General features: G+C 72.4%; 13 protein-coding genes. 7 read left to right on the top strand and 6 right to left on the bottom strand.

Annotated elements, in window-relative coordinates:
- Nucleotides 1–115: 115 nt before the first annotated feature.
- Nucleotides 116–2,632, bottom strand: a complete 2,517-nt coding sequence (locus ABZ321_RS03820; RefSeq protein WP_354889150.1) for a Tex family protein — start codon at nucleotides 2,630–2,632, stop codon at nucleotides 116–118.
- Between the two features lie 176 nt (nucleotides 2,633–2,808).
- Here ABZ321_RS03820 and ABZ321_RS03815 point away from each other — a divergent pair, with 176 nt between their 5' ends.
- Nucleotides 2,809–4,608, top strand: a complete 1,800-nt coding sequence (locus ABZ321_RS03815; RefSeq protein WP_344514314.1) for a sigma-70 family RNA polymerase sigma factor — start codon at nucleotides 2,809–2,811, stop codon at nucleotides 4,606–4,608.
- Nucleotides 4,609–4,820: 212 nt separating this feature from the next.
- On the opposite strand, the gene ABZ321_RS03810 is transcribed toward ABZ321_RS03815, so the two are convergent.
- Nucleotides 4,821–6,185, bottom strand: a complete 1,365-nt coding sequence (locus tag ABZ321_RS03810) for an MFS transporter (RefSeq protein ID WP_354889148.1) — start codon at nucleotides 6,183–6,185, stop codon at nucleotides 4,821–4,823.
- Between the two features lie 85 nt (nucleotides 6,186–6,270).
- On the opposite strand from ABZ321_RS03810, the gene ABZ321_RS03805 reads away from it, so the two are divergent.
- Nucleotides 6,271–7,218: a TIGR03557 family F420-dependent LLM class oxidoreductase gene (locus tag ABZ321_RS03805; protein ID WP_344514310.1), complete on the top strand. Its 948-nt coding sequence runs from the start codon at nucleotides 6,271–6,273 to the stop codon at nucleotides 7,216–7,218.
- A gap of 25 nt (nucleotides 7,219–7,243) precedes the next feature.
- Here the strand turns inward: ABZ321_RS03805 and ABZ321_RS03800 are convergent, their stop codons facing one another.
- Nucleotides 7,244–11,170 carry a hypothetical protein gene (locus ABZ321_RS03800; protein ID WP_354889146.1) on the bottom strand — a complete coding sequence of 1,309 codons (3,927 nt, stop codon included), beginning with the start codon at nucleotides 11,168–11,170 and terminating at the stop codon, nucleotides 7,244–7,246.
- Between the two features lie 128 nt (nucleotides 11,171–11,298).
- Here ABZ321_RS03800 and ABZ321_RS03795 point away from each other — a divergent pair, with 128 nt between their 5' ends.
- Entirely contained in the window at nucleotides 11,299–12,789 is a 1,491-nt protein-coding gene (locus ABZ321_RS03795) for an RICIN domain-containing protein (protein ID WP_354889144.1), read from the top strand.
- Here the strand turns inward: ABZ321_RS03795 and ABZ321_RS03790 are convergent.
- Complete coding sequence (locus ABZ321_RS03790) at nucleotides 12,734–14,200, bottom strand: MFS transporter (RefSeq protein WP_354889142.1); 1,467 nt, start codon at nucleotides 14,198–14,200, stop codon at nucleotides 12,734–12,736. The genes ABZ321_RS03795 and ABZ321_RS03790 overlap by 56 nt on opposite strands.
- A 101-nt stretch (nucleotides 14,201–14,301) precedes the next feature.
- On the opposite strand from ABZ321_RS03790, the gene ABZ321_RS03785 reads away from it, so the two are divergent.
- Nucleotides 14,302–15,180, top strand: coding sequence for a helix-turn-helix transcriptional regulator (locus ABZ321_RS03785; RefSeq protein ID WP_354889140.1), 879 nt, complete (start codon nucleotides 14,302–14,304; stop codon nucleotides 15,178–15,180).
- 267 nt (nucleotides 15,181–15,447) lie between these two features.
- Complete coding sequence (locus ABZ321_RS03780) at nucleotides 15,448–21,117, top strand: ThuA domain-containing protein (protein WP_354889138.1); 5,670 nt, start codon at nucleotides 15,448–15,450, stop codon at nucleotides 21,115–21,117.
- Nucleotides 21,118–21,340: 223 nt separating this feature from the next.
- Here the strand turns inward: ABZ321_RS03780 and ABZ321_RS03775 are convergent, their stop codons facing one another.
- On the bottom strand, nucleotides 21,341–22,417 hold the full coding sequence (locus ABZ321_RS03775) for an EamA family transporter (protein WP_354889136.1): 1,077 nt from the start codon (nucleotides 22,415–22,417) through the stop codon (nucleotides 21,341–21,343).
- Between the two features lie 407 nt (nucleotides 22,418–22,824).
- Between ABZ321_RS03775 and ABZ321_RS03770 the strand changes: the two genes are divergently transcribed.
- Nucleotides 22,825–23,817 carry a hypothetical protein gene (locus ABZ321_RS03770; protein WP_344514296.1) on the top strand — a complete coding sequence of 331 codons (993 nt, stop codon included), beginning with the start codon at nucleotides 22,825–22,827 and terminating at the stop codon, nucleotides 23,815–23,817.
- A gap of 170 nt (nucleotides 23,818–23,987) precedes the next feature.
- Complete coding sequence (locus tag ABZ321_RS03765) at nucleotides 23,988–24,230, top strand: hypothetical protein (protein WP_354889134.1); 243 nt, start codon at nucleotides 23,988–23,990, stop codon at nucleotides 24,228–24,230.
- Nucleotides 24,231–24,238: 8 nt separating this feature from the next.
- Here ABZ321_RS03765 and ABZ321_RS03760 read toward each other — a convergent pair whose 3' ends face one another.
- Nucleotides 24,239–25,213 carry a lactonase family protein gene (locus ABZ321_RS03760; protein WP_354889132.1) on the bottom strand — a complete coding sequence of 325 codons (975 nt, stop codon included), beginning with the start codon at nucleotides 25,211–25,213 and terminating at the stop codon, nucleotides 24,239–24,241.
- Nucleotides 25,214–25,296 lie beyond the last annotated feature (83 nt).

Genomic DNA, 25,296 nt, shown 5'->3' with positions numbered 1-25,296 from the left:
CGTCGCGCGATCCAGGCCACCGACGGACGCGGCGGTTCGCGACCCGCGTCCGGTGAGTGGGTGCGGAACGGCCCGGGAGCAGGGAAATCATGCTCCCGGGCCGTCGCGGGGATCGCTACTTCTTGTTGAGGCCGTCGAGGCCCTTGTCGAGGCCCGCCCGGCGGAGTGCGTCGGCGAGGGCGCTGTTCTGCAGGCCGCCACCGTCGCGCTGGCGACCGCCACCGCCACCGCGGGAGTCGCCGCCGCGGCCGCCCGAGCCGCCACGCTGGCCGCCGGACCCACCGGACCCACCGGCGCCGCCCGAGCCGCCGCCGCGCTGGCCGCCGCCGGTGCCCGCGCCGCCCGAGCCGCGGCCGCCGCCCGAGCTGCGGGGACCGCCGCCGCCCTGGCCGCCGCGGCCGCCGGGTGCTCCCGCGCCGCGCTGGCCGCCGGAAGGGCCGCCGCCGGGGGCGCCGGACTGCTGGGCCTCGTCGTCGAGGCGCAGGGTGAGGGAGATGCGCTTGCGGGGGATGTCGACGTCGAGGACCTTGACGCGCACGATGTCGCCGGGCTTGACGACCTCGCGGGGGTCCTTCACGAACGTGTAGGACAGGGCCGACACGTGGACCAGGCCGTCCTGGTGGACGCCGACGTCGACGAAGGCGCCGAACGCCGCCACGTTGGTGACCACGCCTTCCAGCAGCATGCCGGGGGTGAGGTCGGAGATCTTCTCGACGCCGTCGGCGAAGGTGGCGGTCTTGAAGGCGGGGCGGGGGTCGCGGCCCGGCTTCTCCAGCTCCTTGAGGATGTCGGTGACGGTCGGCAGGCCGAAGGTGTCGTCGACGAAGTCGGCCGGCTTCAACCGGGCCAGGGCCGTGCCGTTGCCGATGAGGGCCTTCATGTCGGTGCCGGTCGCGGCCAGGATGCGGCGGACCACCGGATACGCCTCGGGGTGGACGCTGGAGGAGTCCAGGGGGTCGTCGCCGTCGGGGATGCGCAGGAAGCCCGCGCACTGCTCGAACGCCTTCGGGCCGAGCCGGGCCACGTCCTTGAGGGACTTGCGGGAGCGGAAGGGCCCGTTCGCGTCGCGGTGCGCGACGATCGCGTCGGCCAGGCTGCCGCCGATGCCCGAGACGCGGGTCAGCAGGGGCGCGGAGGCCGTGTTGACGTCGACGCCGACGCCGTTGACGCAGTCCTCGACCACCGCGTCGAGGGAGCGGGACAGCTTCGACTCGGACAGGTCGTGCTGGTACTGCCCGACGCCGATGGACTTGGGGTCGATCTTCACCAGCTCGGCGAGGGGGTCCTGCAGGCGGCGGGCGATGGAGACAGCGCCGCGCAGCGACACGTCCATGCCGGGCAGCTCCTGCGCGGCGAAGGCCGACGCCGAATACACCGACGCGCCGGCCTCGGAGACCATCACCTTGGTGACGTTGAGCTGCGGGAACTGCTTGACCAGGTCGGCGGCGAGCTTGTCGGTCTCGCGGGAGGCGGTGCCGTTGCCGATCGAGATCAGCTGGACGTCGTGCTTCTGGCAGAGGGCGGCGAGGATCGCGAGCGACTCGTTCCACTTGTTCTGCGGCACGTGCGGGTAGATCGTGTGCGTGTCGACGACCTTGCCGGTGGCGTCGACGACGGCGACCTTCACGCCGGTGCGGAAGCCCGGGTCGAGGCCCATCGTGGCGCGGGTGCCGGCCGGCGCGGCGAGCAGCAGGTCGCGGAGGTTGGCGGCGAAGACCCGGACCGCCTCCTCCTCGGCCGCCTGCCACAGCCGCATCCGCAGGTCGATCCCGAGGTGGACGAGGATGCGGGTGCGCCAGGCCCAGCGGACCGTGTCGTTGAGCCACTTGTCGCCGGCCCGGCCCTCGTCGCGGATGCCGAACTTCGAGGCGATCGTCGGCTCGTACAGCGACGGGAGATCGGGATCCTGGGTGGGCTCCAGCACCAGGTCCAGCATCTCCTCCTTCTCGCCGCGGAACATGGCGAGGATGCGGTGCGAGGGCAGCTTGGTGAAGGGCTCGCTGAAGTCGAAGTAGTCGGAGAACTTCGCCCCGTCGGCCTCCTTGCCGTCGCGCATCTTCGACACGAGGCGGCCCTGCCCCCACATCGTCTCGCGCAGCGAGCCGATGAGGTCGGCGTCCTCGGAGAAGCGCTCGACCAGGATCGCCCGCGCCCCGTCGAGGGCCGCGGCGGCGTCGGCGACGCCCTTGTCGGCGTCGACGAAGACCGCGGCGGCGGCGAGCGGCTCGACGGTGGGGTCGGCGAGCAGCCCGTCGGCGAGCGGCTCCAGGCCGGCCTCGCGGGCGATCATCGCCTTGGTCCGCCGCTTCGGCTTGTACGGCAGGTAGATGTCCTCGAGCCGGGCCTTGGAGTCCGCGGCCATGATCTGCGCCAGCAGGGCGTCGTCGAGCTTGCCCTGGGTGCGGATCGACTCGATGATCGCCGTCCGGCGCTCCTCCATCTCCCGGAGGTAGCGCAGCCGCTCCTCCAGGGTGCGCAGCTGGGTGTCGTCGAGCATCTCGGTCGCTTCTTTGCGATACCGGGCGATGAAGGGCACGGTCGCGCCGCCGTCGAGCAGCTCGACCGCGGCGGCCACCTGCCGCTCCCTGACACCGAGCTCTTCGGCGATCCGCGCCTGAATGGAGGTCGTCACGATCCTGCATTCTGCCCCACCCGCCACGCCGGTCGCGAAGGCAGCGCGCCGGTGAAGCCGAACGGGGACCGAACGTAGCGGGAAAGAAGCCCAACGTGACCTGGAAAAAGTCGGAGAGAAAGCGTTATTGACCCTGAGCCGCTTCGTCTCCTGAATAGTTCGACAGGAGGATGCGGATGGGCACGGCCACGGTGATCGCGGCGCGGGACGGTGACCAGCGGGCGCTTGACGCCCTGGTCGCCGAGTACCTGCCGCTGATCTACAACATCGTCGGGCGGGCGTTGCAGGGGCACGCCGACGTCGACGACGTGGTGCAGGAGACCATGCTCCGGATCGTCGACGGGCTGCCGCGACTGCGCGAGCCGGAGAGCTTCCGGTCGTGGGCCGTCGCCATCGCGATGCACCAGGTCAGGGACCGGCACCGGAAGCAGACGCAGGCGCCGCTGGTCGGTGACTGGGCCGACCCGACCGACACCGCGGACCCGGGCGCCGACTTCGCCGACCTCGCGATCACCAGGCTGCGCCTGTCGGGGCAGCGCCAGGAGGTCGCCGAGGCGACCCGGTGGCTCGACCACGACGACCGGGAGCTGCTGTCGCTGTGGTGGCTGGAGGCCGCCGGGCAGCTGGAGCGCGACGAGGTCGTCGAGGCGCTGCACATCACCAGGCAGCACGCGGCGGTGCGGATCCAGCGGATGAAGGCACAGCTCGACGCGGCCCGCGCGGTCGTGCGCGCACTCGCCGTGCGGCCCCGCTGCCCGGAGCTGCAGGCGATCGTGACCAGCTGGGACGGGCGGCCGAGCGCGCTGTGGCGCAAGCGGCTGGCCCGCCACACCCGCGAGTGCCAGCGGTGCGACCGGGCGTGGACCGACATGGTCGCCGCGGAGCGCCTCCTCGCCGGGATCTCGCTGGTGCCGGTCCCGTTCGTGTTCAGCGCGGCGGCGGCGAAGACCGGCGCCCTGGCGACCGGGGCGATCGGCGTCAAAGGGATCAAGGGGCTGATCCTGGGCTGGTTCGGCGCCGCGAAGCCGGCCCTGGCGGGCGTCGCCGCGACCGTCGCGATCGCGGGGGCGGCCGGCGCCGTCTACGTGGCCACCAGCGGCGAGCAGAAGCCCGCGGTCGTGTCCCAGCCGGGGGAGTCGCCGTCCGCACAGCAGAGCCAGAGCGCGAGCCCCGCCGTACAAAGTCCGAGCAGCGCTCCACCGTCGAGCGCGACCCCCTCGAAACAAGCGCTGCCGCCGGCGGTGAAGAGCCCGAAGAAGGGCATCAGCACCAACGGCAAGGTCAACTTCAACCAGGCGGCCGTCAAGGACATGAAGGCCGGCTGGTACTACAACTGGTCGCCGGCGCCGAGCTTCGGCGCGACCAGCGGCGTCGAGTTCGTGCCGATGGTGTGGGGCACCGCGAACGTCGACGCCGACGTCGCCAAGGCCAAGCAGAACGGCAAGGTGCTGCTCGGGTTCAACGAGCCCGACCTCAAAGAGCAGTCGAACATGAGCCCCGAGCAGGTCCTCGACCTGTGGCCGAAGCTGCAGGCGTCCGGCCTGCGGCTCGGCAGCCCGTCCGTCGCGTACGGCGGCGACACCCCCGGCGGCTGGCTCGACCGCTTCATGAGCGGGGCGAAGCAGCGCGGCTACCGGGTCGACTTCATCACGCTGCACTGGTACGGCGGCGACTTCGGACCGGACGCGCCGAACCAGCTCAAGCGCTACCTGCAGAACGTGTACAACCGGTACAAGCTGCCCATCTGGCTGACCGAGTACGCGCTGATGCGGTTCGAGAACGGCACCGTCTACCCGACCGTGGACCAGCAGGTCAGCTTCGTGAAGAGCTCCACGGCGATGCTCGAAGGACTGTCGTTCGTCGAACGGTATGCCTGGTTCATCCTGTACAGCTCGAAAGCGGGCGACACCGGTCTCTACAGCAACGGCACCACCCCGACCGGGGTGGGCGCCGCCTATCGCGCAGCAGGAGGATGATCATGGACGCGAGGTCGGGTGGGGCCGCCACACTGCTCGGTGCGCTCAACGACGCCTGTGAGGATTTCCAGCGGTACGGGCAGCAGGTCGCCGCCACGCACGGCCCCATGCACTGGGAGCTGATCGGTCGCATCGGACCCGGTGAGGCGCCGTTCGCCCTGGTCGGCGTGGTGCTGCGGTATGACCGGACCACCGTCGACCTCGGCGTCGACCTATGGGTGCGGGAGGGCGCGTTCGAGGTCAGCGGCTACGGCACGGTCGACGGCCGGCGGCTGCTCATCGACCTGCCCGACGTGCTGACCGAGGACCTCGACGAGGCGATCGACGTGCTCCGCGAGTACACCCGGCGGCTGTGCTCCTACCGCAACGTGCTGGACGACGTCGCGTAACCGCCGCCCCCGCAGCAGCGTGGCGAGCGCGAGCAGGCCCACCGCCGTGGTCGCCGCGCCGCAGGCGGCGAACGTGGCCGGTGCCCCGACGGCCTGCACCAGCGGGGCGCCCAGCAGCGTGCCGAGGGGCGTGGCCACGACGAGCACCGCCCCGCGGGCCGCCAGCACCGGCGGCAGCCGCCCGGCCGGCACCGTGCGCTGGACCAGGGACATGCTGGTCGTCGGGTACGGCGCCCACACGAGCCCGGCCAGCCCGAGCGCGATCATGTGTCCCCACAACGGGAGCGGGAGGCCGAGCGGCATGAGCAGCAGGCCGAAGGCGATCACCACGCCGATCATGACCGGCCACAGCGCCAGCCGCCGCAGGTGGCCGGTGACGACGGCGCCGATGACCGCGCCGACGCCGAACGCCATGTACACCAGCCCGATCTCGTCCACGGAGGACACGAACAGCGGCATCGCGACCGGCAGCGGGCCGAACAGCAGGAAGAACCAGAACGTCAGCACCATCGGCCCGCGCAGGCGGGGATCCCGCCGGATCGCCGCGAAGCCCTCGCTGCGTCCGTCCGCCGTCCGACCGGCCGCCTCGGCGCCCGGCGTGTCGGCCTTGATCTGCAGGAACGACACGGCCAGGACGGCGAACGTGGCGGCGTCGACCGCGAGGACCGTCGGCGCGCCGAGGAAGGCGATCAGCAGCCCGGCGATCGCCGGCCCGGCCACCGTCGAGGCCTCCACGATGGCGGTGAGCAGCGCGTTCGCCGGCAGGTGCAGCGGGGCCGGCAGGACCTGCGCGATCACGGTGTACCGCCCGGCCGAGCCCCACGCCGACAGCAGCGCGGACAGGGCGAGCAGCGTCACGTACCGGCCGATCGACAGCCCGCCGCAGGTGGACAGCAGCGCGACGGTGCCCAGCAGCGCCGCCCGCAGGGCGCCGTCCCACGCGACGAGCAGCGCAGCGCCGCGGTTGCGCAGCAGCGGCGCGAACACGACCGTGCCGACGGCGCCGGGCAGCGTGAACGCGGCGACGGCGAGCCCGACCCACAGTCCCCGCGCGTCCGCGGGCGCCAGCTGCAGCGCCAGCCACCCGACGGCGACCGCACTCATGCCGTCACCCAGGGCCGAGAGCAGCAGCCCCGGCAGGACCCGGTTGAGCACAGGGTGCCGGATCACCTGTAGATAGGGAGACATCGATTGATTCTCGCCCATGTGCTGGGCATTCTCCAAGAATGATGGTTGGGCGCGTAACGCTCGCCACACGGGGTATCCGGAGGCCATGGTCAACTTCGGTTACACACTGATGTGTGAGCAGACCGGGCCCAGCGAACTCGTCGACGACGCGGTGCGCGCGGAGGAGGCAGGGTACGACTTCGCGGCCGTCTCGGACCACTTCAACCCGTGGCTCGTCGAGCAGGGGCACTCGCCGTTCGCCTGGTCGGTGCTCGGCGCCGCGGCGTACGCCACCCAGAACCTCGAACTGATGACCATGGTGACCTGCCCGACCCGCCGCTACCACCCCGCGGTCGTGGCCCAGCAGGCGGCGACGGTCGGCGCGATGTCACAGGGCCGCTTCACGCTCGGCCTCGGCTCGGGGGAGAACCTCAACGAGCACATCGCCGGCGCGTGGCCGCACCGCACCCAGCGGCACGAGATGCTCGCCGAGGCCATCGAGATCATCAGGCCGCTGCTGGCCGGCGAGACCGTGCACCACGGCGGCACGTACTTCGACGTGCCCGAGGCGCGGCTGTGGGACCGCCCCGACGAGGGCGTGCCGGTCGTCCTGGCCGTCTCCGGCGACGGGTCGATGCACCTGGCGGAGCCGCTCGACGGCACCGTCGCCGTCACGCCCGACGCGTCGCTGCGGCTGCCGGGCCGGCCCGCCTACGGGCAGGTCGCGCTCTGCTACGGGCCCGACGAGTCGGAGTGCCGCAAGCGGGCCCTGGACCAGTGGCGCTGGTTCGGCCTGCAGTGGCCGGTCCTCGCCGAGCTGCCGGACCAGCGCGCGTTCGACGACGCCGCCGCGTTCGTGACGGAGGACGACGTCGCCGCGGCCGTGCCGTGCGGCCCCGACGTGGACCGGCATGTCGCGGCGGTCCGCAAGTACGTCGACGCCGGCTTCACCCACGTCGCGCTGGTCCAGATCGGCGGCGGCAACCAGGAGGAGTTCCTGACCTGGTCGCGGTCCGAACTCCTCCCGGCGCTGCACGCGGAAGCCGGCACGTAGAACCCGCCCCGGGCCGTGGCCGCCCCTACACGCCGCCGGGGCGCAGCCGCGGAAGCCTGGAGTCGACGTCCGGCACCGAGTAACCCAGCGCGCGCAGGCGGCTCGACACGTCCTCGATCGGCTTGCGGATCTTCTGCGCCGCGGCGAGGAGATGGTTGAGCGGCACCGGCTGGCTCGCGTCCAGCCACGGGCGGGAGCCGTCCAGGTCGGTGCTGGCGAGGAGGAGGTCGTTGGGCTTCACCGAGTCGACCTGGATGCTGCTGAGGTCGACGTCGACGTTGTAGCCCAGCGTCTCCAGCCGCGCCGCGATCTCGTGCACCGGCCGGCGCACCCGGCGGGCCGCCTGCAGCAGGTGCGGCAGCGGCACCTGCTCGTCGAGGTCAAGCCACGGCTGCGAGCCGTCCAGGTCCCGGCTGGTGATCAGCAGGTCGTCGGGCTCCACCTGGTCCAGCGACGGGCCCGCGCCGTGCAGGCTCACCGCGTAGCCGAGGAACGTCAGCCGGGCCGCGATGTCGTGCACGCTGCGCCGGGTCCGCTGCGCCGCCCGCAGGATGCGGATCGTCGGGACCGGCTTCATCGGGTCCAGCCACGGGTCCGAGCCGTCGAGGTCCTCGCTGGTGATCGTCAGGTCGTCGGGCTCCAGGTGGTCGATCAGGATCGCGTCCGGGTCGACGTCGACGCGGTACCCGACGGCGGCGAGCCTGGTGGCCACGTCGGCGACGTCGCGGCCGGTCGCCTCCGTCGCGCGCAGCAGGTGGATCAGCGGCACCGGCCGCGCCGGGTCCAGCCACGGCTGCGAGCTGTCCAGGTCGCGGCTGGCCAGCTGCAGGTCCTCCGGCTCCAGCTTCACGGTCTCCAGGGCGTCGAGGTTGCCCCCGAGCGTGAACCCGAAGGCGCGCAGCCGCGCCACCACCTCCGCCACCGGCCGGCCGGTCCGCTCGGCGGCGCGCAGCACGTGCACCGGCGCCACCTCCTCGTGCAGGTCCAGCCACGGTGACGTGCTGTCCAGGTCGCGGGAGATGAGCACCAGGTCGTCGGGCTCGACGGTCAGCGCCTCCCAGCCGGGCTCCAGCGGGTAGCCGAGCAGCGCCAGCCGCGCCGCGGTCTCGTCGGCCGGCAGGTCGACCTTGTGCGCGGCGCGCAGTATGTGCAGCCGCGTCACCGGCTCCCGCGGGTCGAGCCACGGGTGCGAGCCGTCGAGGTCCCGGCTGGCGATCGTCAGGTCCTTCGGGCCGAACTGCTCGATCGGCAGCATGTCCACGTCGACGTCCACGTCGAAGCCCAGCTGCCGCAGCCTCGCGACGATCTCCTGGATGGGACGGCCCGTCTTGTGTGCCGCCCGCAGCAGGTGTACGAGATGCACCGGCTGGTCCGGGTGCATCCAGGGACGGGTCCCGTCGACGTCGCGGCTGGTGAACACCAGGTCGTCGGGGTCGACACCCACCTGCGCGGCGCCCACCGACGGCTCGTAGCCCAGCTGGTCGAGCCGGGCCGCGATCTCCGGCGCGCTCCGCCCGGTCTTGCGCGCCGCCCGCACCAGGTGCACCAGCGGCACGATGTCGACCGGGTCCAGCCAGGGGCCGGTGCCGTCGACGTCGACGCTGAGCAGCAGCGCGTCCGACGGCCGGGAGCGCAGCGCCCGCTTCCAGTCCGCGCCCGGCTTGAGCACCTTGCGGTAGCGCCCGCCGGCGGCGAGGGCGGTCAGCCGCCACTCGACCAGCTCGTCGGGGCCGCCGACCGGCCCGTCGTTGGCCACGAAGCAGCCGGTGACGGACGCGTCGACGGTCTCGCCGTCCATGTCCCACCTGCCGTGGCCGCGCTCGATCGCCTGCTCGAAGATGAGGTCCGCGACCAGCGGCCGGATCGGCGCCAGGCGGCACAGCCACTCGTAGCCGAGCAGCGTCGTGCCCGGCGCGGTCAGGGCCGGCACCGCCTCCCACAGCAGCCGGTCGACGTCGTCCTCGCGGTACGCCAGGATCTTCGTCCGGTCGACCGACAGCCGCGGCGCGAGGTCCCGGTTCAGGTTGACCACCGCGCCGAAGATCTCCTTGCCGGCGTAGAGGCCGTCGGCGAGCAGCGCGCCGGTGCCCTTGCACCACCACACCCGCGACCCCTCGGCCGCGACCACGCCGACGCCGACGCCCTCCTCGTCCTCGTCCTCGTCGTCGAGGGCGGTCGCCGCCTCCGACAGCTCCCCGGGCGCCCACTGCTGGGTCTCGACGCCGTCGGTCGCGTCGGTGCCGAACTCGGCCACCCACAGCAGCTTGCGCAGCTCCTCCACCGACGCGACGGTCACGCCGTCGCGCAGGTGCAGCCGCACCGTCGTGCCCGAGTCGGTGCCCGGCCCCAGGTCCTGGATGCGGAACAGGCTGCCCGGCCCCGCGATCGACACCCGCAGCCGCTCGCCGGCCTGCCCGTCGCGGCCCATCCGGCAGGTCTCGACGGTCAGCTCGTCGGCGAGCATGAAGTAGCTGAGCACGCCGATGCCGAACCGGCTGTTGGGGAACAGCTGCACCGGCGGGTCGAGCCGGGCCCACTCGGCCTGCTCCTCGAGGAACTCCGGCAGGTCCGCCAGCCGCACGCCGGCCTGCGAGAACACCTCGCTCAGCTCGCGGACGCCCATGCCGATGCCGTTGTCCACGCAGTCCAGGAACGGCCGGCCGGACTCGTCGACGCCCTGCTCGAAGCGGATCCGGCCGCTCCACGCGTCGGGGGCCGCGGCGGTGGTGCGGGCCAGGAACTCGGTGCGCGCCTCCCGGTAGCGGCACGCGTCGAGGGCGTTCTGGTACAGCTCCCGGATCGCCAGGGCAGGGTCGCCGTAGAGCTGCTCGCCCATCAGCAGCTCCCGCACCCGGTCCTCGGCGAGCCGGAACCGCACGCCCGCGGACTGGTAGGCCGGGACACCGCCGACGACCGCCGGGCGCACCTCGTCGGTCGCGGCCCGGTTGGGCAGGTGCCGCAGCGCGGCCAGGGAGTCGTCCCGGGCCGCCGCCCGCTGGGCCTCGGCGAGCAGCTGGTTGAGCGTCTCGATGTGGACGCGCAGCGCCACCTCGATCGAGGGGTGGGCGCAGTCGGCGGCGAGCACCAGCGTCGCGCCGCGCAGGTCCCAGCGGGCCGCGTGCACCGTCTCGATCACCTGGCCCGGCGTGACCGGGTCGCCGATGCCGAGGTGCTCGCCGATGACCTCCGGCAGGACCGTCGCCTCGATCGCCAGCCAGCGGGCGATCGTCAGCAGGAACGCGACCAGCCGCTCCCGCGTGCCGTGCCGGTCCTGCGAGACCAGCGCCTCGGGCCGGTCGTGCCGGTTGAGGAACGCCGGGTCGGCGCGGATCGCCCGCAGCAGCTCCGCCAGGCGCTTCTGCGGCTCGTCGTCCAGCGCGCCCGCCAGGTCCTGCGTCTGGCCCTCCGGCCCCCTGATGAGCGCCTCGATCGTCGCCGGCTGGTACGCGGCGGGCCGCCGGCCGATCCACCGGTGCAGCAGCCACCAGCCGAGCTCCGCGGCCGCCTCCCGCCGGCCCGCGCGGATCGCGGCGAGGGCGCGGCGGTGCGGCTGCGCGTAGGTCTGGGAGAACCGCTCGAACGCGGCCCGGTCGCTGGACGCGTCCTGGGACGGCTCGAGGTCGCCCGGGTGCACCCCGCGCTCGGCGGCGGCGATGCCGGCCCACAGCGCGTCGTGCAGGAACGGGGTCGTCACCAGCAGTGCCGCCTCGGCGCCGCTGAGCCGCTCGCCCTCCGGCAGGAAGCCGACGAGGCTCTTCACCTGCTCCGACATGCGCAGCGCGAAGTCGCCGTCCTGCCACGGGTCGTCGGGCAGTGCGGCCGCGGACCGTCTGCGCGCCGCGGCGAGCTGGCGCACGAGCGTCACCGAGCGGTCACGGTGGGCCGCGCCGTCGGTCACCCGCCCCCACACCTCGTGCTGTGCAGCGAACGTTTCCCAGCCGTCAGGAGCCATGCGGGAAAACTTACCGGCCAATCGCAACGGACCGCTCCTGTTGGGGCCGAACGGCCGGTCGCGCGTTGTTGCTTTCGCAGGCTACGGTGCAGCGGGCAGTGATGGTCGTTGGAAGGAGCACGTCGGGTATGTCCATCGCTGAAGACGGCAACGAGCAGGAACAGCGTGTGGACCGGGCGGCGCGGCATCGCATCCCGCCGACGGCCTCCGCGACCGCGAAGGTCCCCCTCCTGCCGGAGCCGTTCAACCCGGCGAAGCCGACGTTTCCGGCCGGCGCGGCGATCCCCCGCCAGCGGCGCGGCGGCCCCACGGCGATCGCGACCGCCTCGATCCCGGTCACTCCCGTCGAGGACGACCGGCCGGACTTCGACGCCCTCTTCGCGGACGCCCTGGGCGACGAGCCCGAGCCGGAGCCCGAACCCGCTCCGGCCCCGTCTTCCGAGGCGCCGTCCCCTGACACCGTCGCTCCTGACGCGGCCGGTCCGGAGACCGATGATCCTGAACAGGGGGACGACCCGGCGACCGTCGGGACGCTCGCCGGTGAGCTCAGGGCGAGCGCCGCGGAGTCGCTGCCGCCGGTCGACGACGAGCCCGCCGAGCCCCTCGTGCCCGCTGTGCCCGCTGTGCCCGCTGCGCTGGTCAAGCCCGCCGCCGAGGCCCCGGCGCTCGTGGACCCGGCCGCCTTCGATCCGGCCGAGCTCGACCCGGCCGCCGATGAGCCGGAGGATGCCGCTGTACCGGCGGCGCCACCGGTCGGGGTGGCGCCGGTCCTGCTGGCCCCCGACGACTCGCCGACCGTGGCCGACTATGTGCCGCCGGCCATCGCGATCGTCACCGACGACCCCGCCGACACCGACGACGGCCCCGACTACCGCGGCGCCCGCCGCCGGAACGCCGCCTGGCGCCGGTACCCGGTCGGTGCCGTCGCCGTCGCCGTCCTGATCCTGCTGGTCACCGCCGCCGTCGTCCTGCAGCTGGTCAGCAGCGGCGACCACGGCACCCCGGTCTCCGCCGACGCCAGCCCGCAGCGCTACCCGGGCATCGGCGGCCTGCCGGAGCTGACCCGCGACGCCGGCGCGTCACCGTCCGCGACACCGTCGGGCACCCGGTCGGCGAGCCCGACGCCGAGCAGGTCGAAGTCCTCGGCACCCGCCGTCCAGCCGCCGAGCGCCTCGGTGTCCCCGTCGAAGCCGGCCAGCTCCGCCCCGCCGCCACCGCCGCAGGTGACGACGGGCCAGCTCGTCGGCGCCGGCTCGCGCATGTGCCTCGAGTACCGCTCCGGCCAGAACAACCAGGCCGTCATCGACGCCTGCGACCGCGCCGGCTCGCGCAACACCAACCAGCGCTGGACGATCCGGCCGGACGGCAGCATCCGCGCCGACGGCGGCTGCCTCGACGTCGCCAACGCCGGCAAGGGCAACGGCAACGCCGTCCAGCTCTACTCCTGCAACGGCACCGTCGCCCAGCAGTGGACCTTCCGCGGCGACGGCACGCTGGTCAACCCCAACTCGGGCCGCTGCCTCGACGTCGCCAACGGCGGCACCGGCGCCGGCACCCAGGTCATCATCTGGGACTGCACCGGCGCCGCCAACCAGCGGTGGACCCGCCAGCCCTTCTGACGCGCCTTCCGTCACAGGGACGGTCTGGGGATGACGGTCTGGGGATCAGGAGGCTCGCCGCCGTGGCCACGAGGGTGGCGACGGCGAGGGTCAGGTCGGTGGTCGCGGCCGCCGACGGGGACGGGACCAGGGACAGGTAGACGCTGCCGAAGGTGGCGACGCCCAGGACGGCGGCGAGCTGGGTGACGGTGGCGACGACACCGCTGGCGTCGCCGGCGAGCGCCGGCGGGACGTGGGTCAGGGCGACCCCGATCAACGGGCTGAAGGCGGCGCCCAGGCACAGGCCGTAGAGGGCGCTCACCGAGAGGTAGGCGACGCCCAGCGGGCGGCCGTCGCGGATGGTCCATGCCATCCAGGCGTACGTGACGGTGACGACGACCAGGGCCACGGTGATCGCGGGGCGGTGCCAGGACGCCGGGAGGCGGCGCCAGCTCAGGCTGCTGAGACCGAAGGCCAGAGCGGCGGGGACCAGGACCAGGCCGGCCTTCGCGGGACCGTAGCCCAGGTCCGACTGGGTGTGCAGGCCGAGCGTGAAGAGGAAGCCGGCGTAGGAGGCCATCACGGCCAGGATGGCCAGGGCCGCCGGCACCAGGCCCGGTGAGCGCAGGACCACGCCCGAGATGAGCGGCGCCGGGCTGCGGCGCTGGACGAGCGCGAACGCGGCGAAGAGGGCGGCGCTCAGGGCGAGACTGGCCCAGGTCCACGGCGGCCAGCCGGACCCGTGGCCCAGGACGAGCGGCAGGACCAGGGTGAACACCGCCGCGGCGAGGGCCAGCACGCCGAGCGGGTCCAGGCGGCGGGTGTCGGTGCCGGGGTCGGTGGGCAGGTGGCGGCTGCCGAGCAGGAGCAGGGTCACGCCGATCGGGACGTTGACCAGGAAGACGGGGCGCCAGGCGGTGCCGAAGAGGTCGGCGCCGGTGAGGAAGCCGCCGGCGGACTGGCCGACGACGGCCGCGCCGGCGAGGACGGCGCCGTAGAGGCCGAGGGCGCGGGTGCGGGCGGGGCCGGCGAAGGTGCGCTGGATGATGCTGAACACCTGCGGCACCATCAGGGCGGCCGCGAGCCCCTGCAGCAGACGGCAGGCGATCAGCGTGCCGGTCGACGGGGCGAGGCCGCACAGCAGCGACGCGGCGGTGAAGCCGGCCAGGCCGGCCCGGAAGGTGCGGCCGTGGCCGTGGCGGCCACCGAGGCGGGCGCCGGTGACGAGCAGGACGGCGTAGGCGATGGCGTAGCCGGCGACGACCAGCTGCAGGCCGGCGCCGGAGGCGCCGAGGTCGGTGCGGATCGACGGCACCGCCACGTTGACGATCGAGACGTCGAGGACGGCCATGAACTGCCCGCCGAGGATGGTCGCCAGGAGCACGCCACCGGTCCGTGCGGTGGCCGGCGGGCTGTCGGTCAGAACGGTCATGGAGCCACCCTCCGGCGGCGCCGGTGCCGGCGGGGAGAGCCCGCTCATCCTGGTACCGGCAGCACCTGGCACCGGGATGGGCACCGCCCGAAGATGGAGGCATGACGACGTCCCGCGCCGAGCTGGCCGCGTTCCTGCGCTCGCGACGGGCCAGGATCAGCCCCGCCGACGTGGGCCTGCCGCCGGGCTTGCGGCGCAGGACACCGGGGCTGCGCCGGGAGGAGCTGGCGCAGCTCGCCGGGGTGGGCGTCACCTGGTACACGTGGCTGGAGCAGGGCCGCCCGATCAACGCGAGCGTGCAGGTCCTGGACGCGATCGCGCGCACGCTGCGGCTCGACGAGGCCGAGCGGGAGCACCTGTACCGGCTGGCCGACGTCCCCGCGTTCACCACGCAGCCCGCCGGCTGCCCCCTCGAGCCGCAGGTGCAGCTGATCCTGGACAGCCTGACGCTGCCCGCCTGTGTCTACAACGGACGGTACGACCTGCTCGCCTGGAATCCCGTCTACGCCGATCTATTTCCGGATCTCGTGCGCCGGAAAGGAACCGGGCGAAATGCCTTATGGCATTTGTACATGACGCCGAAATGCTGCATGCCGTTCGTGAATCTGGCCGATGAGTTGCCGTTGATGACGGCGACGATGCGGGCCAACTTCGCCCGGCACATCGGCGAGCCGGCCTGGGAGAATTTCGTGCGCGACCTGTCCGCGGCCAGCCCGGCGTTCGCTGCGGCGTGGCAGTCGCACGACGTGGCGGTGCCCGGCAGCCGGTTGAAGATCTTCCGCCACGGGGACGTCGGTGACCTGCGGCTTTCCACCCAGAGCATGCTGCTCGCGGGGACGCCCGAGGCGCGGCTCATCGTCTACACCCCGGCCGACGAGGCGACCGCGGCCGGGCTGGCGAGGCTTCCGGGACTGCGTCCGTTGACCGGCACGTGCACCGGGCATGGTGTGGCTCTTCCCCGGGACGCCCTGCGCGGCTAGTTTGTTAGGTAACACAACGAACCACCGCACGGGCCGGTCGACTCCTCGGCGGGATGACCCCGGTCCCATTACGCGCAGCGGTTTCGGCGAACCGTTGCGCGCAGCGACCTGTGTCCACCCCGCACAAGGAGCTCCGTGTTCACCCAACGCCGGCGCGCGGCACGCGCGCTATTCAGCCTTGCCTGTTTATCCCTGACCACGACCGCGGCCGTCACAATTCCGGCTGCCGCAGCCTCCGCTGAAACCGTCCCCGTCCAGGCGCCCCAGGTGCCGCAGGCGCAGGCCGTCGAACCGTTCGACGTGCTCGTCTTCTCCAAGACCGCCGGGTTCCGGCACGATGCCATCCCCGCCGGCATCACCGCCATCCAGCAGCTCGGTGCCGCCAACGGCTTCACCGTCGACACCACCGAGGACGCCGGCGCGTTCACCGACGCCAACCTCGCCAAGTACGAGGTCGTCGTCTGGCTGTCCACCACCGGCGACGTGCTCGACGCCACCCAGCAGGCCGCGTTCGAGCGCTACATCAAGGCCGGCGGCGGCTACGCCGGCGTCCACGCCGCGAGCGACACCGAGTACGACTGGCCCTGGTACGGCGAGCTCGTCGGCTCGTACTTCACCAGCCACCCGGCGCAGCAGCAGGCGACCATCAAGGTCGAGGACCCGGCGCACCCGTCCACAAAGGACCTGCCGGACCGCTGGAGCCGCTACGACGAGTGGTACAACTTCCGCGCCAACCCCCGCGGCAAGGTGCACGTCCTGGCCAGCCTCGACGAGACCAGCTACACGCCGGGGACCGGGGCCATGGGCGCGGACCACCCGTTCTCGTGGTGCCGCGACTACGACGGCGGGCGCTCCTGGTACACCGGCGCCGGCCACACCCAGGAGTCCTACAGCGACCCGCTGTTCCTCTCGCACCTGCTCGGCGGCATCGAGACCGCCGCGGGCGTGCTGAAGTCGGACTGCAGCGCCACGCTGACCAGCAGCTTCGAGAAGGTCACGCTGGACAGCAACACCAACAACCCGATGGAGCTCGCGATCGCCCCCGACGGTCGCGTGTTCTACATCGAGCGGGACGGCCGGGTGCAGATCGTCAAGCCCGACACCCACACCACCGTCACGGCCGCCACGATCCCGGTGTTCACCGGCAACGAGGACGGCCTGCTCGGCATCACCCTGGACCCGGGCTTCGCCCAGAACCACTGGGTCTACCTGTACTACGCGCCCAACGGCGGCGGCCCGCGCAACGTGCTGAGCCGCTTCACGGCCGTCGGTGACACGCTCGACCTGAGCAGCGAGAAGCAGCTGCTGCAGGTCGACACGCAGCGCAACACGTGCTGCCACGCCGGCGGGACCATGACGTTCGACAGCGCCGGCAACCTGTACCTCGCGACCGGCGACAACACGAACCCGTTCGAGTCCGACGGCTACGCCCCGATCGACGAGCGGGCCGGCCGGCAGGACTACGACGCGCAGCGCACCTCCGGCAACACCAACGACCTGCGCGGCAAGGTCATCCGGATCAAGCCGCAGGCCGACGGCACCTACACGGTCCCGCAGGGCAACCTGTTCCCGGCCGGCACGGCCAAGACCCGGCCCGAGATCTACGCGATGGGCTTCCGTAACCCGTTCCGTATCGGCGTCGACCCGAAGACCAACACGCTCTACGTCGGCGACTACGGCCCCGACGCCGGCCAGCCCAACCCGAACCGCGGCCCCGGCAACACCGTCGAGTGGAACATCGTCGGGCAGCCCGGCAACTACGGCTGGCCGTACTGCACCGGCGCGAACGCGCCCTACCGCGACTGGACGTTCCCGTCCGGCCCGGCCGGCCCCGCGTTCGACTGCGCCGCACCGGTCAACAACTCGCCCAACAACACCGGCCTGACGAACCTGCCGCCGGCCATCGCGGCGACCGTCGACTACGACTACGACGCCAACCCGCGCTTCCCGGAGATCGGTGGCGGCGGCGCGCCGATGGGCGGCCCCGTCTACCGCTACAACGCCGACTCCACCTCCGAGACGAAGTGGCCGGCGTACTACGACGGCAAGGCGATCTTCGGCGAGTGGAACCAGAACAAGCTGTACACGATGCAGGTCAGCGCCGACGGCAAGTCCCTTGTGGACATCAACCAGCTGCTGGCCGGCATGAGCACGATCCGGCCGATGGACATGGAGTTCGGCCCCGACGGCTCGCTCTACCTCATCGAGTGGGGCACCGGCTTCGGCGGCAACAACGACGACTCCGGCGTCTACCGCATCGACTACACCGCCGGTGACCGGGCCCCGATCGCCCAGGCGGCGGCCGACCCGACCAGCGGCCTCGCGCCCCTGGCGGTGCACTTCTCCAGCGCCGGCTCCCGCGACCCCGACGGGCAGCAGATCACGTTCGCGTGGGCGTTCGGCGACGGCGGCACGTCCACCGAGGCCAACCCGGTCCACACGTACACGAGCAACGGCAACTTCACCGCCCAGCTGACGGTCACCGACTCGGAGGGCCGCAGCGCCACCGCGAACGTGCCCGTCACCGTCGGCAACACCGCGCCGAAGGTCACCATCACGCTGCCGCCCAACGGCGGCTTCTACGAGTGGGGCGACCAGGTCGCGTTCACCGTCACCGTCACCGACCCGGAGGACGGCACGGTCGACTGCTCGAAGGTCCAGGTCCAGTACCTGCTGGGCCACGACGAGCACGCCCACCCGCTCAACCAGCTGACCGGTTGCAGCGGCACCATCCAGACGTCCCTGGCCAGCGGGCACGGCGCCGACGCGAACGTGTTCGCCGTCATCGAGGCGTCCTATGTGGACAAGGGTGGCGTCGGCGGTGCCGCCCCGCTCACCGGGCGGTCGCTGGTGCAGCTGCAGCCGAAGCGCAAGCAGGCCGAGTACTTCGCGGCCACCGGGCGGGTGCCGGGCTCGACCGCCGGCGGCGACCCGGGCGTGCGCACCGAGACGACCGGTGACCCGCAGGGCGGCTTCCAGAACATCGGCTTCGTCGAGGAGGGCGACTGGTTCTCCTTCGCCCCGGCCAACCTCACCGGCATCACCCAGATGCGGATCCGCGCCGCCTCCAACAACGCCAGCGGCGGCACGATCCAGGTCCGCACCGGCGCGCTCGACGGTCCCGTGGTGGGCTCCGTCGCGGTGCCGGGCACGGGCGGCTGGCAGACCTATGTGGACCTGACCCTCGACGTCACCCCGAGCACCTCCAGTGGGCCGCTGTACTTCATCGCCACCGGATCGGGCGCGGGCTACAACGTGAACTGGGTCGACTTCATCGGTCGCGGCGTGACGGACAACGCGCCGCCGGTGGTCACCGCGACCGCCACCCCGCCGACCGGGACCGCGCCGTTCAACGTCGCGTTCACGGGCTCCGCCACCGACGCCGAGGGCGACACGCCGCTGACCTACGCGTGGGACTTCGGTGACGGCGGCACGGCCACGACGGCGAACGCGAGCCACACCTACACGGCACCGGGCACCTTCACCGCGACGCTGACGGTCACCGACTCGCGCGGAGCGAAGGGCTACAAGAGCGTCACCGTCAAGGCGGAGGCGCCGAACACGTCCTGCTTCGGCGCGAAGTCCGACGACTTCCTCGGGTCCACGCTGGACCGTGCGAAGTGGACGGTCGTCCGGGAGAACCAGACGTTCTCCGTCGCGGGCGGCTCGCTGATCCTGCCGACCGCCTCCGGTGACCTCTACGGCAGCCGCAACGACGCGACCAACCTGGTGCTGCAGCCGGCACCCAGTGGCGCGTGGCAGGCCACCACGAAGATCACCCTGGCCACGTCGGCGAACTACCAGCAGGCGGGTCTGATCGTCTACGGCGACGACGACAACTACGCCAAGGTCGACCTGCTCTACGCCGACTCGCGCAAGGTCGAGTTCATCCGTGAGACCGCCGGCACCCCGCGCAACGAGGGCGCCGACGCGATCCCGGCCCAGCCCGGCGACACGTACTACGTGCGGATCGCCTCCGACGGCACCAACCTGACCGCGTCCTACTCCACCGACGGCACCACGTTCACCCCGGTCGGACGGTCCGCGGCGCTCGCCGGGATCGCCAACCCGAAGGTCGGCCTGTTCGCGCTCAACGGCGGCACCACCGCGCCGGTCGTCAACGCGAGCTTCGACTACTTCCAGCTGGTCCCGGACGAGCCGGCCGGCGCGGTCAACCCGAATGACGAGTTCACCGGGTCCACTCTGGACCACTGCCGGTGGAACGCCATCCTGCGGGAGGACTCCACGAAGTACCGGGTGAGCAACGGCGCGTTGCAGATCGACGTCCCCAACGGCGACATCTACGGCGCCGACAACTCCAACCCGTCCAACTTCATCCTGCAGAAGGCGCCCACGGGTGACTTCACGCTGGACACGAAGGTCGACGGCTCGCTGTTCAACGAGCAGTACCAGCAGGGCGGCCTGATCGTCTACGGCGACGACGACAACTACGTCAAGTTCGACTTCGTCGCGGACAACCAGGCGGGTCAGACGGTCACGCGGCGCATCGAGTTCCGCAGCGAGATCGCCGGCGCCGTGCAGAACCCGCAGCCCGGGGCGAGCAACCTGACCGCCGCGGTCTGGTACCTGCGGCTGGCCAAGGCCGGTAACGTCTACACCGCCTCGTACTCGGCGGACGGCGTCACCTACACCGCGCTGGAGAAGCTCACCAACGCCGCGGTGGCGACCAACGCCAAGGTGGGCCTGTACACCCTCGGTGCCGGGCAGAAGGCGTCGAAGCCGGCGTCGTTCGACTACTTCCGGATCAGCACCGCCTCGGTGGACACGACGGCACCCGTCGCCACGTCCACTGTGGATGGTCCGCAGGCGAACGGCTGGTACACCGGGCCGGTCACCGTGACCCTCGCGGCGACCGACAACGCCGGCGGCTCGGGTGTCGACAAGGTTGAGTACCAGGTCGACGCCGACAGCACCTGGACGGCCTACACCGCCCCGGTCGCCGTCAGCGGCGACGGCACGCACAGCGTCAGGTTCCGCGCGTCCGACAAGGCCGGCAACGTCTCCGCCGTGCAGACGGCGACCGTGAAGATCGACGCGACCGCGCCGGTCACCACGGCGGCGTTCGCGCCGGCGTCCGACGCCGGCTGGCACAACGGGGCCACCCCGGTGACCCTCGCGGCCACCGACGCCGGCTCCGGCGTGACCAAGGTGGAGTGGTCCCTGGACGGCGGCCCCTGGACGCCGTACACGACGCCGGTCAACGTCACCGGCAACGGCCAGCACGAGCTGCTCTACAAGGCCACCGACGCGGCCGGCAACGCGGAGACGCTCAAGTCGGCGATCCTGAAGATCGACGGCACCGCGCCGACGGTCATCGTCGCCGGCCTCGCCGACGGCCAGCTCTACGGCGACAGCCAGGACGTCCGCGTCACCTGGCAGGCCATCGACCCGGTCTCCGGGATCAGGTCCGTCACCGGCTCGCTGGACGGCGGCGCCTACCAGACCGGCACCCTGCAGGCGATGTACGAGCTCGACCTCGGCCTGCACGAGCTGGTCGTCGTCGGCACCGACAACGCCGGCAACGCCACCACCAGCACCGTCCGGTTCTTCGTCACCACCTCGTTCCGGGACATGCAGAACCTGCTGGACCGGTTCAAGGCGACGAGCCGCCTGACCAGCAAGGCGTACACCCAGCTGTCGGACCAGCTCGCGAAGGCCCGCAAGGCCGAGGCGAGCGGGAACGACAAGAAGGCCCTGAAGGAGCTCGCGTCCTTCCGTGACCTGCTGACCGCCAAGCTGGTGCCCGAGGCCGAGGTCCGCGACACGCTGATCCGCGACGCGGACGCGATGACGTTGCGGCTCGGCGGCACCCCGCCCAGCAACGCCGGTGTGAAGGCCAACACCGGTAAGTCCCTGCAGGGCACGGGTCGGCTCGACGAGGACCCGAGCCGGGTGAAGAAGAACGGCAAGCTGTGAAGGTTGTGCTCGCGCTGCTGATGATGGCGGCGTTGACGTTCGCCCCCGGCGACCTCAGTCTCGAGGTCGCCGGGGACGGCGCCGAGGGGGTGACCGTCCGCGCGTTGAGTGCGGACGGCCGCCCCGCCGAGGGCGACATCCGTCTGGTGCTGACCGCCTCGGCGGACGGCGGCCGGACGGTGGGTCCGCTGCAACTGAACGCTGCGGCGGAGGGGCGTGGCTTCTACACCTCGGGCCCGGTGCTCTCACCGGGCACGTGGACCGTCAAGGTCACGGGGCCGGGTGCGAACCCGGTCTCCGCCACGGCGGTGGTGACGTCGCGCCTCGCACAGTCGCCGCCACCCGCGTCCGCAGCGGCTGCCGCCGCTCCGGAACGGGAGTCCTCCCACCTCTGGTGGTGGGGGCTGGCGGCGGCCGTGGCGGCGGGGGCGTTCGCGGTGACGGCCGTCGTGCGGCTGCGGCGCTCCAACTGACCACCGACCACCACCGACAGCAACAACAGTCCGGCACCTGCCGCTGACCAGCCCGTCAGCGGCTCGTGCAGGACCAGCACGCCGAGGGCGACCGCGGCGAGCGGCTCGACGAGGGCCACGACCGCCGCGGTCGTGGCCCTCACGACCGTCAGGCCCGCGAAGAACAGCGCGTAGGCGAGGGCGGTCGGCACCGCCCCGAGAAACGCCAGCAGCGCCACCGTCTCTCCGGTCCCGCCCCTGGTCGGCAGCAGGCCCTCCAGCAGCGCCAGGGGCAGCAGCACCACGGTGCCGACCGCGAAGCCGCCGAGCGCCGAGTCGAACGGGTCCTCCTTGCCCGCCCGGTTGAGCAGCGTGACGCCGGCGTAGCCGGCCGCGGACACGAACGCCACGGCGAGGCCCGCCACGTCGACGGTGTCGACGCCCACCAGCAGCACGAGGCCGGTCACCGCGAGGGCGACGGTCGGGACGCTGGCGCGCTCCTTGAAGAGGATCCGGTCGCCGATCGCGACCAGCACCGGCCCCGATCCGAGCACGACGACCGTGGCGACGGCGACGCCGGTGAGGTCGATCGCCACGTAGTACGCCGTCTGGTAGAGCGCCATGCCCAGCCCGTTGAGGACCAGCCGGCGCTTGTTAAGTGGTTTTTGTCCGTTTTTCTGGAATGGCCGAATGGCCGCGAGCAATGCGATGCCGCCGAGGTACCGCCAGAACGTGACCGCGATCGGGCCGAGTCCGCTGTGGTCGTACAGAACGGCGGCGACAAACCCGCCGACACCCCAGGCCAATCCCGCGAATGCGATACAGAACAGTCCTCTGTTATGTCCCATTTATGTCTTACTCCCGAATTGTCGTGACGCTGCCAGAGCTGGGGATTCGGGCAGCCGTCACCGGCGCCGCGGCGCGAGGCCGTGACGCTTCTCCGGGTCGTTCGCCTGCCCGCTAGCGGATGGGCGGCGAAAGCACGACACGCAAGCACATGGCGGGCACGTTAGCGATCACCCGCCGGCGGGACACCTGATTTACCAGCCACGATCACGTTCTGGTGACAACTGGCCGCCTGCGCCGTGGTGATCATCACTGTCCGTCGCCGGGTTACCCCTGCTGACCGGCTCTTTTACGCGTGGGCGTGACAATTCGTGTCCGGGTTTTCATTGGATTGTCACCCTTCGATGGGTCGCCCTGCCTGGGTCATGACCTTTACGCTGTAGCGACACGCACAGCCGGAGGTCGCGCCGTGGCTCTTTCCGCACCCGCCACGCACGGGTCATCCTCGGGTCAGGGCCTGCCCTGGACCCTCGACGGCGGCAGAGGCATCCTCGGTCTCGACCCCGTCACCGGCGCCCTCGTGGTCTGGGCCGCACTGATGGGCGTCATCGTGCTGTTCATCCTCTTCGCCGCGATCCTGTCCCGCTGGAGCCTGGCCCGCATCGACCGGGCCGAGCGCCGGGCCGAGGTCGCCGAGGCCGACGCCAGCCTCAGCCCCGCCGAGCGCGCCCGCCTCCGCGTCGAGGCCGGCGAGCTGATCCGCCAGGCCGCCGCGACCGCCGCCGCCGCGAAGCGCGCCCAGCTCGAGGTCGGCGAGGCCCAGGCCCGCGCCCTCGCCGCGCAGCAGGCCCGCGAGGTGGCCTGGACGACGTTCGACGTGGCGCAGAAGGCCTACGAGGAGGCCCTGAACGCGGCCGCAGCGGCCACCTCCGGCGACGCCGGCGACGAGGACGAGGAGAGCAAGCGCGAGGTGTCCCGCGCCGCCCTCGCCGCCTTCAAGCGCGGCGACATCACCGTCGACGCCCTGGAGTCCGTGTTCAAGGGCGCGTCCGGCTGGGACCCGCTGCACGAGCTGCAGGCCCGCGAGATCGAGCTGCGCCGCTCCGCCGAGAGCCGCGCCCGCCGCCTGTACGACGCGGCCGCCGCGGCCGAGCGCGCCGCCGTGAAGGCCGCGGACGTGGCGGTCGTCGCCGCCCAGGCCCTGGCCGAGGAGGCCGCGGGGGTCGCCGAGGAGGCGGCCGAGCTGCGCGACACGCTCGACGCCGCCCGCCAGTCCGCGATCACCGCCTCCACCGTCACCCGCAAGCAGCGCCGCGTCCCGCAGCAGCGCACGAAGAATGCCCGCGCCACCGACACCGCCCGCCCCGGCGCCGACCCCGCGGCCACCTCCGACCCCGACCGCACCCAGGACATCCGTGCCGTCCTCGAGGCCCGCAACGCCTCGCTGACCGAGGCCGCCTGAGACCCAGCCCGCGGCGGCGGATGCCCGCCTCCATCCGGCGCGATGCGCCCTCGTGGCGAGCGAGGGGGCGGCCGGGGACCGTGCGGTCGGCGCTGCGGCGGATGACGCGGTGGGGGAGAAGCCGTCCGGAGGCTTGTAGAACGAGCGTTCAGTGTCGCAGCATGGAGGACATGGGTGAGCTGGTTGCGCTGCCCAAGTCGGGCGACGTGTTTGAGGACGTGCGGGGAGACGACCGCACCATGCGGGTGACGTGCCATCCGATGCGCGGCACGGTGGTGGTGTCGCTGTGGGTGGACAAGATCTGCCGGGCGTCGTTTCAGCTGGCCGAGGGCGACCTGCCCAGGTTGCGGGCCGCCCTCGACGCCATGGAGTTCAACGCCGCGCCGATGGTGGTCAAGGAGGCGAGCGCCTGAGGCAGACGTCAGCGCAGGTGCAGGACCATGCTCGGGGACGGGTGCTCCAGGACCGTCCGGCCGGGTTGCGGGACGCCGGTGGCGGGGTCCAGCTCCAGCAGCGTGACGGTGTCCGAGTGCTGGTTGGCCACGGCGAGGGCGCCGTCGAGCAGGGCGAAGTGGCGGGGCCAGGTGCCGCCGGTGGAGACCTCGTCGAGCGGTGACAGGCCGCCGGCGGTCACGGCGAACGTGGTGATGGTGTCGTTGCCCCGGTTGGCGACGTAGAGGCGCGTGCCGTCGGCCGACAGCAGCAGCTCGCTGGGGAAGTTGTCGCCCGCGGGCGGGACCAGCACCGACGGCTGGACGTCGAGGATCTCGAACCCGCGGTCCAGCACGGCGACCGTCGAGGTGAGCTCGTTGGCGACGAAGACCCGGCCGTCGGGGTGCAGGACCAGGTGCCGCGGCCCGCTGCCCAGCGGGGTGACGGACGTGGCGCGCTGCCGCTCCAGGACGCCCGAGGACGTCAGGCGGTAGTGGACGATCTGGTCGAGGCCGAGGTCCACCACGTACACCGTGGAATCGCGGGGATCGCGGGAATCGCGCACGGTCACCTGATGGGCGTGCGGCGCGCTCTGCCGGTCCGGGTTCACGCTGCTGCCGGTGTGCTGCACGAGATCGGTGCGTGAGGCCAGGCCGCCGCCGGCGTCGAGGGCGAAGACGGAGACGCTGCCGCCCTGGTAGTTCGCGGACAGGACGAACCCGCCGGCGACCGCGAGGTGGCACGGGGAGGCACCGCCCGTCGGCAGCGAGCCCAGCGGGGTGCCGTCGAGGCGGAACGCGGCGACGTGACCCTCGTCCAGCTCGGCCACCGTGTAGATGACACCGCCGTCGGCGGAGGCGGCCAGGTATGAGGGCGACGACGCGCGGATCGGCGGGGCCGACGGCTTGAAGTCGTCGTCGAAGAACGAGATCTGGTCGGCGTAGGAGCCGATGAGCACTGGCACCTTTCCAACCCTAACGGGGCCCGAGGGTAGGGGCAGCACCACCACAAACAGCGGGGCTGCCCGGCTCGTTCCGGAGGCCCGCG

Origin of the sequence: Dactylosporangium sp. NPDC006015 (assembly GCF_040614215.1) — a bacterium.
In the GTDB taxonomy this organism is placed as follows: domain Bacteria; phylum Actinomycetota; class Actinomycetes; order Mycobacteriales; family Micromonosporaceae; genus Dactylosporangium; species Dactylosporangium maewongense.
The sequence above is the reverse complement of the archived record's forward strand: the minus strand, read 5'-3'. Positions and strand labels throughout refer to the sequence as shown.

Coding starts and splice junctions, on each gene's coding strand:
- ABZ321_RS03795 (WP_354889144.1), top strand. CDS start 11,299: ATGTCCATCGCTGAAGACGGCAACGAGCAGGAACAGCGTGTGGACCGG.
- ABZ321_RS03775 (WP_354889136.1), bottom strand. CDS start 22,417: ATGGGACATAACAGAGGACTGTTCTGTATCGCATTCGCGGGATTGGCC.
- ABZ321_RS03790 (WP_354889142.1), bottom strand. CDS start 14,200: ATGACCGTTCTGACCGACAGCCCGCCGGCCACCGCACGGACCGGTGGC.
- ABZ321_RS03765 (WP_354889134.1), top strand. CDS start 23,988: ATGGGTGAGCTGGTTGCGCTGCCCAAGTCGGGCGACGTGTTTGAGGAC.
- ABZ321_RS03785 (WP_354889140.1), top strand. CDS start 14,302: ATGACGACGTCCCGCGCCGAGCTGGCCGCGTTCCTGCGCTCGCGACGG.
- ABZ321_RS03800 (WP_354889146.1), bottom strand. CDS start 11,170: ATGGCTCCTGACGGCTGGGAAACGTTCGCTGCACAGCACGAGGTGTGG.
- ABZ321_RS03810 (WP_354889148.1), bottom strand. CDS start 6,185: ATGTCTCCCTATCTACAGGTGATCCGGCACCCTGTGCTCAACCGGGTC.
- ABZ321_RS03805 (WP_344514310.1), top strand. CDS start 6,271: ATGGTCAACTTCGGTTACACACTGATGTGTGAGCAGACCGGGCCCAGC.
- ABZ321_RS03815 (WP_344514314.1), top strand. CDS start 2,809: ATGGGCACGGCCACGGTGATCGCGGCGCGGGACGGTGACCAGCGGGCG.